The following is a 13,140-nucleotide window of genomic DNA, read 5'->3' on the forward strand; positions in this document are numbered from 1 at the left end:
ACAAGAAGTACCTGAGTCATTGACCGTCGAATCCTGGGAACAGTTACCGACCTCGGTAAAATTTGACGGAGCAACTCTGGAACAATTGAGAGCCGACGTAAAGCGATTTCACTCGCAACGTACCTGGCTGAAGTTTTATAAAGAGGTCGTCCGGAAGGCTGAACAGGAAGAAACCCAACGCTAGACCGATAGCTCGATCTCGCCAAAGACCTTCATTGCACCAACATAAAAAAGGCCGCAGCAAACGCTGCGGCCTTTTTCTTTGATCGTGGTCCAACAACCGGTGACTAGGTCAAACCGGTCAGGCCGCCATCTTTGCAGTAGTCTGGGTTGCCGAAGGTCTTTTGTGGGTAGCCCATCGCTTCGCAGATGTTCATCAGCAAGCGATTATGCGGGACCTTCTTAAAGTCGATGGCCTGGCCCATTTTGAAGCCGAGGCCACCGCCGACCAGGACGAATGGGATGTTCTCGTGCGTGTGCGAGTTCCCCTTGCCCAGTTCGTTGGTCCAGACAATCGTCGTGTTATCGAGCATGCTGCCGTTGCCGCCTGGTTCTGGCGTTTCGGCCAGGCGTTGGGCAAGGTGAGCAACCTGCTCGCAGTACCACGTGTTGATCTTGATCAACTTCTCGTAGGCGTCTTCGTTGCTGTCAGGTTCGTGCGACAGCCCGTGATGCCCTTCTTCGATCCCCAGCCACTTCATCTTCGGCTGGCCGACGCTGTTGGTGATTTGCAGCGAAGCGATGCGGTTCATGTCGTGCACGAAACCGTTGACCATCAGCTCGATCTGCATCTTGGTGATCTGCGGGATGTTGTCGTTGTCTTCCCGAACGTTTGGCGGCAGCACCGGAATCGCGTGATCGAGCTCGGCTCGTTCGTCCTCGGCGCTGGCTTCCGACTTCCGCTGCTGGGCCAGTTCGGCCTGAAGCTCGAGCTCCACCTTGCGGACCATCTGCACGTGCGTGTCGAGCAGTTGGCGATCTTCAACGCTGATCAGCTTCTCGACCTTCTTGAAGTCGTCCGAGAGGTCATCGAGCACGCTCGCCAGCATGGCCCGGTTCTTGGCCTGGCCATACATCTTGTCGAACATCTGGTAAGGATCGTCGATCGGAGCGATTGGCTGGTTGGCTCCTGCGTACGACCAGCGAGTCCAGGTATCGGCCCGGTCAGGTACCATCACGCCGAATTCCAGCGAACCGAAACGGGTCTGCGTGTCGGCATTGGCTTGAAGCTGATTCTTCAGGAACTGATCGACTGAGATACCCATCGCCCAGCCGGCCGGAGTATCGCTTCCCCCTTGGACGTCGCCAGGGAAAAGCTCGATCCCGGTGAGCAAACAGCCCATGCCACGCATGTGCCCGTCGCCATCGCCGCGGATCAGGTTGCCGACCCCTTTAATGGTCATCGTCTGGCTCTTGAACGGTTCGAGCGGCTTCAAGATCCGCTGGAGGTCGTAATCTGAGCCGAGGGTCTTGGGCCAGAAGTGATCGGGGATCACACCGTTGGGACTGAAGATGAACACCAGTCGCTTTTTAGGCGCGGCTTGGGCGGTCCAGCCAAGGCTTGGCAGACCTGCCAGCAAGTTCGCAGCGGCCAGGCTAATGCCGGTCTTCTGCAGAAAATCGCGTCGTGAAAGTTGGTTCGCCATAAGTTCATCCTGCAATGTTGGCGTCGTGGGGTTCCATGGCCGCGACCACTGCGATCTCGACCAAGAGGGCGCGGACATTGAAGCCGCTATCTTTGAAGCGTTGCGTCAGTTCGTCGAGCTTCTGCGGTCCGTAGGCGGCCACTGGCTGCTTCACGAAATGCTGGAAGGCACGGCTGACAAACGCTCGGTGGGCATCGTCACTATCGACCAGAAACTGGACCAGGTCCTTTTCGTTCTGGAAGGTCAAATCTTCGCCATCGCGGCCGGTGTAGCCGCCCTGCGGATCGATCTGTTTGCTATGTTCTGTCTCGCGGAAACGACCAACCGCGTCGAAGCGCTCCAGCGTGAAACCGAGGCCGTTGATTCGCGAATGGCAAACCTGGCAGCTTTCCGGGCTGGTCTGCAGCGCGACCCGTTCCCGCGTGGTCAGATCGGGATGCAAGTCCGGACTAAGCGGCGAGAACGCAGCGTTCGGCGGACGCAGGGTTCGCCCCAGCACGTAGCGAATCAAAAATACGCCACGATGGATGGGGGAAGTCGCATCGGTGTATGCCAGACCACTCATCAAATAAGGATGCGTCAGCACACCCATCCGCAGCTCGCTGGGATCGCTGGTCTTGCGGAGTCGCTCGGCACCCGGGCCGCGAGGCAACTTGGCTTCGTCTTTTTTCTCGGAGGCCGCGGGCTTCCAGGCATCGCCATAGAACGCCGCCATCTTATCGCTGGCATAGCCCCAGTCGGCGGTCAACAACTGGCGATAGTCGCTCTTCTCGCTCCAGACGATATCGTCGAGGAAATAGTTCAACGACATGCGCATGTCGGCGACCAGTTCCTTATCGAACTCTGGGAACTGCTTTTCGTCTTTGGTGATCTCGTTGAAGTGCCCCATGTTGAGCCACTCGTGCAGCATCTCGCGTGTCTTGCCGCGGGTACGGAAGTCGTTCACCATCCGCCAGGCCGCTTCGCGAATCTGCTGTTCGTTCTGAAGCTGGTTTCGCTCAACCTTCTCGATCAACCATTTGTCGGATGGCAACGAATCGTAGAAGGTCAGCGCCAAGCGATTGGCCACCTTCTGCGACTGCGAATCGGTCGCATCGGTTTGTGGATAGAGGAACCGCGGTGACTTGAGTGCCATCAACACGACGCGGCGGATTGCTTCGCTATCGTCGGGGCACTGAGCGACTTGCTGTTCGATGTAAAGCTGCTTCAGGTCATCGCTGAGCTTGGTGCGAAACGCCGTTTCGACCAGTTCCGTCAGGAACGCCTTCAGCCGCTGGCGGTTCTCCTCAGGGACCTTCTTGTTGCGTCGCTGGAAGTCAGGCCATAGTTCGTCGACAGCTACCAAGCCGAATTCCAAAGCGGCCGACGTGGTCGAATCGTCCCATTGGCGATCGACCGCGATGCCTCGTTCAAATCCGTAGCTACGGTCGTCTGGCGGCAACTTGGTTTGCAGCGAGAACGAAGGTTCGACCGTCCAAGGAATCAAGTTCCGCTTGGGAATCAACTGTTCAGTGCCATGCGGAGGGATCCACGACATCGAGATACTGGCTGGCGGCTGCTCGGTCTTTCGCTTTCGCTGGACGTAGTCGATTTTGAAGGGGTAGGCTCGCCCGGCGGTCAGACGAACCACTTCGCGGAACTCGGTCTTGTCGCCCGACTGCACGTGGTTGTCGATGAACTCGCGACCGAGCTTGCCGAAGTGCATGGTGAACGAAACAGTGCTGCGAAGAATGATTTCGTAGTCGCCCGTCTCTTCCGCGATGATGCTGCCGTTCCAATGGATCAGGAAGTCTTGCTTGTCGATTCCTTCGCCAGGACCTTCACGGCCGAAATCAAAGTCGATCGTCGAATCGACCCGTTCGATCTTCTTGTTCTCTTCTTTCCAACGCGCTCCAGTGAAATAGATCCCCTTCACACCACGTTCGTCGGTGTAGGCCATGTTGCCATAGAAGTGCCCATACAGATCGGCCAGGCTCTGACGAAGCTGGTTGCCGGTCAGACGGGCCAGGCTGATTTGTGGCGGACGATTTCGGATCCGGGCCGCTTCGCTGTAGAAGCTGTAATGCATGTAGGCAGCAACCGCTTCAGCGTCAGGTCCCTGGCATGCCTCGGCGTCCCCTTCGGGCATCGTCTTGGTGATCTGCTCGGCGAGCTCGCCAATACTGGCGTCCCCTGCGAGGGTTGTTTCGTACGCACCGGCGACGCCTTGGCCTTGGTCGCCATGGCAATCGGCACACATCGAAGCGTAGATCAACTTTCCCTTGTCTCGCATGGCGTCTTCCTCAGCCCAGGCGAGCGGAGTGCACCCAAGAACTACCCATAGCGCGAGCAGCAGTGTCGAGCGATGTTTTGGGAAAGTGGTATTCATAGTTGGTCGAAAGTTGCTTCAGGCCGGCTGAAGATCACGTGGGGCGACAACAATCTCGCAGGATCACGTCGCGACGAGGCACGCGTCTCAGGCGATCGAAAGCTAGCAGGTGGGAGTGATGAAGGCGGGAAAGCTGGGAGATGGCTGGCCTAGTACCGTACATCGACGGGCTGGACCCAGCTTTTTTCCTGAAATCTTTCAGGTCCTTTTATTTTACACGAACCGGCGGGAGCAAGTCCAATAGGAAAACCCTTTGAGAGTCATAACTTGCGGGCATTGCGAGGCTGCTCTAACGGGTGGAATGGTCCTCTTTGGTGACAGAATCGACCACTAACCAAGCCAACACCCAGCAGAAGGCTGGCATTACTTGTTTCGCTTGGTTTTCCCCTTCTTTCCGGGGCTATACGCGGGATTCGGTTCGCTCGGCACAATCGCCCCCACATGCTGATACCACTCGAGCACATCGGCGATCAGTTCGTCTCGCTTTTCTGGGTTTGATGCCGACAGATCGTTTCGTTCGCCAATGTCGTTCCGCAGATCGTACAGTTCGACCGCCCTGTTCTCTGGCAGCTTGGCCTGGCCCCCATCCAAAACCCACTCTTCGTGATACAGATGTAGCTTCCAGTGATCCTTGTTAATCACTGTCACCGGTCGCGAACGAAATCCGGTGCGGACATCGAGTTCCCGGCCGCGAGTCACCGGCTGATTTAAGTAGCCAGGAAAGTGCCAGAAGATCGCCTCGCGTTTCAGTTCGCCGGTCCCAGTAAGCAGCGGCAACAAGCTTTCGCCATCGAGCACCTTGCCATCGGGGACTTCAATGCCTGCTGCATCGAGGATCGTCGGATAGAGATCAACTTGGATCACCGGCACGTCGCTTTGGCTACCAGGCTTAATCTTCCCTGGCCAACGCACCAGAAACGGTTCCCGGATGCCTCCTTCGTAGTAGCCACCCTTGTTGCCTCGCAGTGGTTCTTGCAGCGACTGCGGGGTCGCTCCGTTATCGCTGGTGAAGATGACAAGCGTCTTTTCGGTGAGCCCCAGGTCGTCGAGCTTTTTCAAAAGGCGGCCGACACTTTCGTCGAGATCATACGTGCACGCCGCGTACATGACCGACTTGTGCTGATCTCCTTTGGGCTTCGCTTCAAACTTGGCAACGGTCGACTTCTGGCCTTGCAATGGTCCGTGAATCGCATGATGCGGCAGGTAACAGAAGAAGGGGCGATCCTGGTTCCTTTCCATGAACTGACACGCCATGTCGGTCAGCGTGAACACACCCTTGGGATCCGAAGGTGGTCCCTTCTTGTTGGTCTCGGTCCCTTCGACCAGAGGGCCGTCGCCAAACGAATCGAATGTTTCGTCAAAACCTTGTTCGCTGGGATCGGCGCCATCCTTGCCGGAGAGGTGCCACTTACCGAAGTGCCCGGTCACGTAGCCAGCCTCTTTCAACGCTTCGGCGAGCGTGAAATTTTGCGGTCTCAAGCCTTTGCTGTTGGGAACAGGAACCAGCCGCATTTCGTTCTTTGCACCGCGGTCGGTACTTCCCACGGCATACAGATGATGACGCGGCGTGTATTGGCCAGAGATCAGACAGGCCCGGCTCGGAGCGCAGTTGCCGGCACACGCGTAGCCTGCCGAAAACGTCATGCCTTGCTTGGCGAACGCATCGAGGACCGGGGTCTCGTAGAAGTCGGTCCCTTGATAGCCGACATCCTTCCAGCCGAGATCGTCAGCATAGATCAGCACGATGTTGGGACGCTCGTTAGCCACGGCCGTAGCGGCAGTTCCCCAGAGGACGACGATCGCGAAAGCGGCAAGACGAATCATGACGAATCCAACAAAAAAGGCCGACGAATCGTTCAAGAGTTCATCGGCCCATTGTAGTCGGTCAGATTGGAAAACGCACGTTATTCCGGGCGTTGTCGCTGTTGCATTCGCTGTCGAAGCTGAGGCCGCTGCGCCGAGTCGATTGCTTCGCTGCTGACTTCGATTTCCTTGCCCAACAGAATCTTGTCGAGGAAGTCTCGCACGCGTTGATCGACTTCCGGACCACCGAAGCCGTGCCCTGCTCCGTTGACCGGAACGAACGTCGACTCGACGCCTGCCTTGGTCAACGCGGCGTGGAAATCAACCGACTGCTGAAACGGCACGGTTCCATCTTTGGTGCCATGCAGAATCAGGAAAGGAGCATCTCCCTGCGAGACATACGTCTGAGGCGAAGCTGCTTTGGCAACGTCGAGATTCTCGAGCACGGCGCCGCCCAGCAGTTTACTCTCAGGCGATTCAGGATCGTTATGTCGCTGAAAACCTTCGGGCTCGCCCATCGTTGCCATGTTGGCAGGTCCAAAGAAATCGACCACGCCGGCGACTTCCAGCGTTTGATCGGTATGCGGACCAAGCTTGCCGTCGAGTTCCTTCGCATCGGCCGACACGCCAAGCATCGCGACGAGATGACCACCGGCCGAGCTTCCCCAGACGACGATCTTCTCGGGGTCCCAGTTGTACTTCTCGGCATTGGCTTTCACCCAACGCAGACCTGCCTGACAGTCGTGGATCTGTGCTGGCCAGCTTGCGCGGCCGGTCAGACGATAGCCAATCGATACAGCGGCGAACTCGCCGTTACGAACCAATGGCAACGCTTTGCTGAGGTAAGGACCACGGCTACCACTTTGCCAGCCGCCGCCATGAATCAACACGAGCACTGGCAATGGCTTGTCGCTTGCTGGCTTCTCAGGCACAGCGATGTCGAGCTTCTGTGGTTCGCCACTCGACTCGAGGTACGAGATGTCTCGGGTGATTTTCACGCCGGCCATGGCGTCCTGGTTTTGACCTCGGTTCATTCCCGACTGCCTTTGCATTTGCGCTCGAATCCGCTCGAATGCCTGGAACTCTTGCTTGGTGACCGCACCGTCCGAATCGGCATCGATCCGATCGAACAGACGTTGGGCACGTTCAGGCAATTCGTCTTTGACAATCTTGCCGTCACTGTTGCGATCGAGACGATCAAAAGAGGGCCCCTGCTGGGCATAGGAAGTGGTTGCCAAGCCAAGCACGCCGACAACCGAGAGAAGAAACCGCGCGGAACATTTCATGACCAGACCCTTTGTTCAAGATGGTGCGAAATGGCGAAACGAGAGAAGGTTCCTGGGTAGAAACCCCATGTTTCAGGCCAGGTATCGCCCCAATCAGACAAAAAGGTCCTTCCGGGGGACTCATCTAGTGCGAGTGGCGTGCCATTTCTGCGTCGTGCTCGTCGCAATCCGCCGGTTCCTGGCAGCGTTCCTTTTCAGGAATTCGGCTGCACGAAGGGGACGGATTGCTGCATGCATCGCAGATTGGATTGCCGACCGAGTCCTTGAAGTTGTTCAGACCGCCGCAGCTTCCCTTGATCTTGCGATTGCTGAGGATGACACCCACAGCCATCCCGGTCAGGGCAATGGCAAACACGCCAACGGCAACCAGCATCGTGTAAAGCATCGCAGGTCTCTCTTAATCTAGAGCGTTCTGAGGCCAGCCATCAGTCGATCGGGTCTCGACCGATCCATCTTCTTTGCGAATCTGAAAGAAGGCGGCCAACTTGTGTTTCTGTGCAAAATTATACCCCGCATCCGGCCCCAAGACCAAAAGTGCGGTCGCATAACCATCGGCCATCGCACACTCGCCATGGAGGACACTGACCGAAGCCAGGTCGTGCTCGACCGGGTAGCCTGTCTGCGGATTGATCGTGTGCGAAAACCGCTTGCCCTCGTGCATAAAGAAATTGCGGTAGTCGCCTGAAGTGGCCAAGGCCTGATCGGTCAGCCCGATCACCAGGTTGTAGTCACGCTGCTGATCGGAAGGCGTCTCGATGCCGATTCGCCAAGGCTCGCCATTCGGCTTCATTCCAGTCGCGCGGACTTCACCGCCGATCTCGACCATGAAGTCGCTGAAGCCATCTTCCTTCAGTAACTGAAACACTGCGTCGACACCATATCCTTTGGCGATCGCCGACAAGTCGACGTACAAATCCTTTTCCGACTTCTTGAGTGCCGGGGGATCTTCGCGGAACTCGACCTTCTGATAGCCGACATAGCGATGCCGCTCTTCAACTTCGGCATCGGTCGGAAACTCTTTTCGCTTCTTGTCGGGACCGAATCGCCACAGATTCACGTAAGGACCGACCGTCACATCGAAGGCCCCGTCGGTTGCATCGCTGATGAGGCGAGCGTCTTTGACTACCAGCAGCAGTTGAGGCGAGACCGGGAACCACTCGTTGGCCGGAGCCTGATTGAATTTCGAGAGTTCGGACTCGGGGTCGTAGGTCGACATTTGGCGGTTGACTTCCACCAGGCAGGCATCGACTTTGGCCTGAGCCGCTTCCAGCTTCTGAGGACCATCGGGTCCGGTGACGGCACGCACGCTGTAGGTGGTACCCATCGTCTGCCCTTGGATCGTGCTGATCGAAGAATCGGGCAGTTGTTGCTGGCAGCCAAGGAAAACGGCCAGCCAAAGGAGGCTGGCCGTAGTGATCTTTTGCATGATATTTCGCGAGCTGAAATTGCTCGCCAACAAGGCTTAGCCGCCGAAGTCGTCGAAGCGGATGTTTTCCGGTTCGACACCCAGGTCGTCCAGCATCTTGAAGACAGCCTGGTTCATCATCGGAGGACCACACATGTAGTATTCGATGTCTTCCGGAGCTGGATGGTTCTTCAGGTAGTTCTCCAACAGCACCTGGTGGATGAAGCCCTGGTAACCGGTCCAGTTGTCCTGTGGCATCGGGTCGGACAAAGCGATGTTGAACTTAAAGTTCGGGAACTCCTTTTCGATCGCTTCGAATTCGTCGACGTAGAACAATTCGCGGACACTACGACCACCGTACCAGTAGCTGACCTTACGGTTGGTCTTACGTTCCTTGAACAGCTCGAAGATGTGACTTCGCAGCGGAGCCATACCGGCACCACCACCGATGTACACCATTTCGGCGTCGCTTTCGTTGATGAAGAATTCACCGTAAGGACCGCTGATGGTGACCTTATCGCCTGGCTTGCAGTTAAAGATGTAACTGGAAACCTTACCTGGAGGCGTACCTTCAGGGGCACGTGGTGGTGGCGAAGCAACACGGACGTTGAGCATGATGATGCCCTTTTCGCCCGGGTAGTTGGCCATCGAGTAAGCACGGATGACCGGCTCGTCAACCTTCGAGACATAACGCCACAGGTTGAACTTGTCCCAGTCTTCGTGGTATTCCTCTTCGATGTCGAAATCTTTGTAGTGGATTTCGTGAGGCGGGACTTCAATCTGGATGTAACCGCCCGGCTTGAAGTTGACCGCTTCCCCTTCAGGAATCTTTAGCTTGAATTCTTTGATGAAGGTGGCAACGTTGCGGTTCGAGATGACCTCGCATTCCCACTTCTTGGTTTCCAGGGCTTCGTGCGGGACTTCGACTTCCATGTCCTGCTTGACGGCAACCTGGCACGAAAGGCGATACCCTTCGCGAGCTTGACGCTTGTTGATGTGCGAGCGTTCGGTCGGCAGAATGTCGCCGCCACCGCTCTTCACCTTCACGATGCACTGGGCACAAGTACCACCGCCACCGCAGGCCGAGGAGACGAACACGCCCTGGTCGGCCAACGCGTTGAGCAGCTTACCGCCCGCGGGCACGTCGATCGCCTTGGTGTGCTCGTTAATGTCGATATGCACATCGCCCGACGGCACCAGGACTTTCTTGGCCAGCAGAATGACGACCACCAGGAGCAACACCACTCCGGTGAACATACCCACGCCGAGAATGACTGTTAACATTGTTATTTTCTTCCTGATGCCAGGAGACTTAAGTTGCTAATGACCGTGCTACGTTCCGATTACAACATGCCGCCGAATGCCATGAAGGCCATCGCCATCAGACCGGCAGTGATGAACGTAATCCCGAGGCCCTTCAGACCATCTGGCACGTCGCTGTATTTTAGTTTTTCGCGAATACCCGCCAGCGAGGCGATTGCCAACGCCCAACCGATACCAGCGAACAGACCATAAACCACGCTTTCGACGAACGTGTAGTTACGTTCGACCATGAACAACGAACCACCCAAGATGGCACAGTTCACGGTGATCAGCGGAAGAAAGATACCCAGAGCGTTGTACAGCGGCGGGAAGTAACGATCGAGCGTCATTTCCAGGATCTGCACGATGGCCGCGATCACGCCGATGTAGCTGATCAGACCGAGGAACTCGAGGTCGGTTTCGGCCAGGCTCGGACTGATCCAAACCATGGCACCCTTTTTCAGGAAGTTGGCGTACAGCAACTGGTTAGCCGGGATGGTAATCGCCATCACCGCCACCACTGCGACACCCAGGCCCAGGGCAGTCTTCACGTTCTTGGACACCGCCAGGAACGTGCACATTCCGAGGAAGAACGCGAGGGCCAGGTTTTCGCTGAAAACAGCTTTCAGAGCAATGTTCAACAATTCCATGGCTTAACCCTCCGATTCCACTTGTTCCGGACGGAACGTGCGAATGACCCAAATGATGAAGCCGATCAGGAAGAATGCACTCGGTGGGAGCAACATCAGTCCGTTCGGTTCATACCAACCGCCATTCTTAGTCAGCGAGAAGACGGTGAACCCGAACAAGGTTCCACTGCCGAACAACTCGCGAAAGAAACCGACAACCAGCAAGATCATCGAGTAACCCAGACCGTTGCCGATACCGTCGAGGAAGCTGATCCCTGGTTCGTGCTTCATCGCGAATGCTTCAGCACGGCCCATCACAATACAGTTGGTGATGATCAGACCGACGAACACCGACAACTGCTTGCTGATGTCGAAGGCATAAGCCTTCAGGAGCTGATCCACCACGATCACCAGCGAGGCGATGATCGTCATTTGAACGATAATACGAATGCTGCTCGGGATGAACTTACGAACCAGGCTCACACCCAGGTTCGAGAAACCCGTCACGGCCGTCACGGCCATGGCCATCGTCAACGCTGTTTCCAGCTTCGAGGTAACGGCCAACGCCGAACAGATACCCAACACCTGCAAGGCGATCGGGTTATTGTGCACGATTGGATCGAGCAGCACGTCCTTCGGAGATACTTTAGCCATCCGACTTCTCCTTGGATTCAAGATTGTTCAGGTAAGGGCCAAACCCTTCGTCGCTGAGCCAGAACCGCACCAGGTTGTTGACACCATTCGTCGTGATCGTCGCACCCGACAGGCCGTCGACCTGGGTCTTTTCGTCACTGACGTTGCCAGCCTTCTTCACTTCGATCAGGACGTTGCCTTCGTCGTCGCGGACCTTCTTGCCTGGCCATTGAGCTTTCCAGTTCGGGTTGTCGACTTCACCACCCAGACCTGGCGTTTCGCCATGCGAGTAGAAAGTCAAACCTTTCGCCGTCTTGGTGTCGGACTGCAAGGCGATGAAGCCCTTCAGCGTCGACCACAGGCCCTTGCCGTAGATCGGAAGCACAACGCCTTCGACTTGGCCTTCAGGACTTTTGACTACGTACACTTCCGAGTACTTCTCGGTCTTGGTGAAGCCCGGGAGAGCCCCTTTCGGGATCTCGCGATTCATGCTCGTTTTACTACGAGCACCTTCTTGGTCGTAGTCTTCCGGATTGATTCCGGCTTCTTTGAGTTCTTCTTCCGAAGCGATGTCACCGGTGTCCAGATTCACGATCTGGCGATCGATCATCGTCTTGAACTTCTCGGCGACTTGTTCGTCGGAATCTTCAGGCATCAACTTGCCGGCCGCGGCCAACACGTTGCGTTGCTTGTCGAGTCGGGCGTTCTTTTCCTGGGTCGGCTTAAGACCAACCGCAGCCACGCTCACGATGACCGAGCAAACCACACATAAAACGGCAGCGACCATGATGGTTCCGCCTACACTATCACGTCGCATAGCGGGCCTTTCTCCGATTGATGTTGGCTTGCAGGACGAAGTAATCGATCAGCGGGGCCATCACGTTACCGAACAAAATGGCCAGCATGATCCCTTCCGGGAAGGCCGGGTTGATGCTGCGGATCAAGATGGTCATCACGCCAATCAAGATACCGTAGAACCATTTACCAGTACGTGTCATCGAGGCCGAGACCGGGTCGGTTGCCATGAAGACAATACCGAACGCCAGACCACCAACAACCAGGTGCCACCACGGTGCCATACCAAACAGGACCGCACCTTCCGAAGCCGAAGCCCAGAAGATCGTCGAGATACCCACCGCACCGATCAAGCAGCCAGCCATGATTCGCCACGAGCCGATACCCGTTGCGATCAGGAAAGCAGCACCGAGCAAACATGCCAGCACCGAGGTTTCCCCCATCGAACCTTGAATCCAGCCCATGAAGGCGTCGTTCCAGGTGATGCCGTGGCCATCGACGTGCGTCAGTGCGTCACTCATCGTTTTCACGTCTGCGAAAGCACCGGTACCTGCCGTGGCGACCACACCGAGGGTCGTTGCCCCCGAGAAGCCATCCGGCGAAACCGCGGTCCAAACCTTGTCGCCGATCATGTTCCCCGCGTGAGCGAAGTACAGAAACGCACGAGCAGTTAAAGCCGGGTTGAGGAAGTTCTTACCGGTACCACCGAACACTTCCTTGCCCACCAGGATGCCGAAGCCGATACCAACAGCGACCTGCCACAAGGGGATGGTCGGCGGCAGAATCAGCGGGAAGAGCATCCCCGAGACCAGAAAGCCTTCATTAATTTCGTGTTTACGAACGATGCTGAAGATCAATTCGATCGTTCCGCCGACGGTCATCGTGACGATGTACACCGGCAAGAAGAAGATCGCACCCAGCACAACGTTGCTGATCCAACTCGCAGGATCATGCTCCAGGCCGGTCATCTTGAAAATCGTCTCGTGGAAATCTTCGATCGGCTTCGCGCCGTGTTCGTAGATTTCCAGGTTGGCCTGATACCCGGTGTTCCACAGGGCCATGTAAATACATGGCATCAGGGCCAAAACGACGAAGATCATCGTTCGCTTGAGATCCAACCCGTCGCGCACGTGGGTCAGACCCTTGGCACGATCCGGTGGCGTGTACAAAAACGTATCCGCCGCTTCGTACAGCGGATAGAGCCGTTCCAACTTTCCCCCTTCGAGGAACATTGGTTCGACCTTATCGAGCATTCCGCGTAAAAATTTCATGG

The 13,140-nt window shown here is 56.4% G+C and carries 11 protein-coding genes; all 11 read right to left on the minus strand.

The window, feature by feature from the left end; all coding sequences use genetic code 11:
• Positions 1 to 287 precede the first annotated feature (287 nt).
• Positions 288 to 1,646, minus strand: a complete 1,359-nt coding sequence (locus tag ABD890_RS08650) for a DUF1552 domain-containing protein (protein ID WP_345087898.1) — start codon at positions 1,644 to 1,646, stop codon at positions 288 to 290.
• A 4-nt stretch (positions 1,647 to 1,650) separates the two neighbouring features.
• Positions 1,651 to 3,918: a DUF1588 domain-containing protein gene (locus ABD890_RS08655; protein ID WP_345087901.1), complete on the minus strand. Its 2,268-nt coding sequence runs from the start codon at positions 3,916 to 3,918 to the stop codon at positions 1,651 to 1,653.
• A 459-nt stretch (positions 3,919 to 4,377) separates the two neighbouring features.
• Positions 4,378 to 5,838, minus strand: coding sequence for a sulfatase (locus tag ABD890_RS08660; RefSeq protein ID WP_345087903.1), 1,461 nt, complete (start codon positions 5,836 to 5,838; stop codon positions 4,378 to 4,380).
• An 80-nt stretch (positions 5,839 to 5,918) separates the two neighbouring features.
• Positions 5,919 to 7,103, minus strand: coding sequence for an alpha/beta hydrolase fold domain-containing protein (locus ABD890_RS08665; RefSeq protein WP_345087905.1), 1,185 nt, complete (start codon positions 7,101 to 7,103; stop codon positions 5,919 to 5,921).
• A gap of 124 nt (positions 7,104 to 7,227) precedes the next feature.
• Positions 7,228 to 7,488 carry a hypothetical protein gene (locus ABD890_RS08670; RefSeq protein ID WP_345087907.1) on the minus strand — a complete coding sequence of 87 codons (261 nt, stop codon included), beginning with the start codon at positions 7,486 to 7,488 and terminating at the stop codon, positions 7,228 to 7,230.
• A 12-nt stretch (positions 7,489 to 7,500) separates the two neighbouring features.
• Positions 7,501 to 8,529, minus strand: coding sequence for an FAD:protein FMN transferase (locus ABD890_RS08675; protein WP_345087909.1), 1,029 nt, complete (start codon positions 8,527 to 8,529; stop codon positions 7,501 to 7,503).
• 36 nt (positions 8,530 to 8,565) lie between these two features.
• The gene (gene nqrF, locus ABD890_RS08680) at positions 8,566 to 9,792 is read right to left on the minus strand and encodes an NADH:ubiquinone reductase (Na(+)-transporting) subunit F (protein ID WP_345087911.1); all 1,227 of its coding nucleotides are present in this window, start codon (positions 9,790 to 9,792) and stop codon (positions 8,566 to 8,568) included.
• A 59-nt stretch (positions 9,793 to 9,851) separates the two neighbouring features.
• On the minus strand, positions 9,852 to 10,460 hold the full coding sequence (gene nqrE, locus ABD890_RS08685) for an NADH:ubiquinone reductase (Na(+)-transporting) subunit E (RefSeq protein ID WP_345087913.1): 609 nt from the start codon (positions 10,458 to 10,460) through the stop codon (positions 9,852 to 9,854).
• A gap of 3 nt (positions 10,461 to 10,463) precedes the next feature.
• Positions 10,464 to 11,093 (minus strand): NADH:ubiquinone reductase (Na(+)-transporting) subunit D, encoded by a 630-nt coding sequence (locus ABD890_RS08690; protein WP_345087915.1) that lies wholly within the window; start codon positions 11,091 to 11,093, stop codon positions 10,464 to 10,466.
• The gene (locus ABD890_RS08695; RefSeq protein ID WP_345087917.1) at positions 11,086 to 11,889 is read right to left on the minus strand and encodes a Na(+)-translocating NADH-quinone reductase subunit C; all 804 of its coding nucleotides are present in this window, start codon (positions 11,887 to 11,889) and stop codon (positions 11,086 to 11,088) included. The genes ABD890_RS08690 and ABD890_RS08695 overlap by 8 nt, the downstream gene beginning before the upstream one ends.
• A complete protein-coding gene (locus ABD890_RS08700; RefSeq protein ID WP_345087919.1) occupies positions 11,879 to 13,138 on the minus strand; it encodes an NADH:ubiquinone reductase (Na(+)-transporting) subunit B in 1,260 nt (419 codons plus the stop codon). The genes ABD890_RS08695 and ABD890_RS08700 overlap by 11 nt, the downstream gene beginning before the upstream one ends.
• Positions 13,139 to 13,140 lie beyond the last annotated feature (2 nt).

It is taken from the genome of Bremerella cremea (genome assembly GCF_039541315.1).
In the GTDB taxonomy this organism is placed as follows: Bacteria; Planctomycetota; Planctomycetia; order Pirellulales; family Pirellulaceae; genus Bremerella; species Bremerella cremea.

Excerpts from the sequence above, each read along its gene's own strand:
- ABD890_RS08660 (WP_345087903.1), bottom strand. The coding sequence starts at position 5,838 with ATGATTCGTCTTGCCGCTTTCGCGATCGTCGTCCTCTGGGGAACTGCC.
- ABD890_RS08670 (WP_345087907.1), bottom strand. The coding sequence starts at position 7,488 with ATGCTTTACACGATGCTGGTTGCCGTTGGCGTGTTTGCCATTGCCCTG.
- nqrE (WP_345087913.1), bottom strand. The coding sequence starts at position 10,460 with ATGGAATTGTTGAACATTGCTCTGAAAGCTGTTTTCAGCGAAAACCTG.
- ABD890_RS08700 (WP_345087919.1), bottom strand. The coding sequence starts at position 13,138 with ATGAAATTTTTACGCGGAATGCTCGATAAGGTCGAACCAATGTTCCTC.
- ABD890_RS08665 (WP_345087905.1), bottom strand. The coding sequence starts at position 7,103 with ATGAAATGTTCCGCGCGGTTTCTTCTCTCGGTTGTCGGCGTGCTTGGC.
- nqrF (WP_345087911.1), bottom strand. The coding sequence starts at position 9,792 with ATGTTAACAGTCATTCTCGGCGTGGGTATGTTCACCGGAGTGGTGTTG.
- ABD890_RS08675 (WP_345087909.1), bottom strand. The coding sequence starts at position 8,529 with ATGCAAAAGATCACTACGGCCAGCCTCCTTTGGCTGGCCGTTTTCCTT.
- ABD890_RS08650 (WP_345087898.1), bottom strand. The coding sequence starts at position 1,646 with ATGGCGAACCAACTTTCACGACGCGATTTTCTGCAGAAGACCGGCATT.
- ABD890_RS08690 (WP_345087915.1), bottom strand. The coding sequence starts at position 11,093 with ATGGCTAAAGTATCTCCGAAGGACGTGCTGCTCGATCCAATCGTGCAC.
- ABD890_RS08695 (WP_345087917.1), bottom strand. The coding sequence starts at position 11,889 with ATGCGACGTGATAGTGTAGGCGGAACCATCATGGTCGCTGCCGTTTTA.
- ABD890_RS08655 (WP_345087901.1), bottom strand. The coding sequence starts at position 3,918 with ATGCGAGACAAGGGAAAGTTGATCTACGCTTCGATGTGTGCCGATTGC.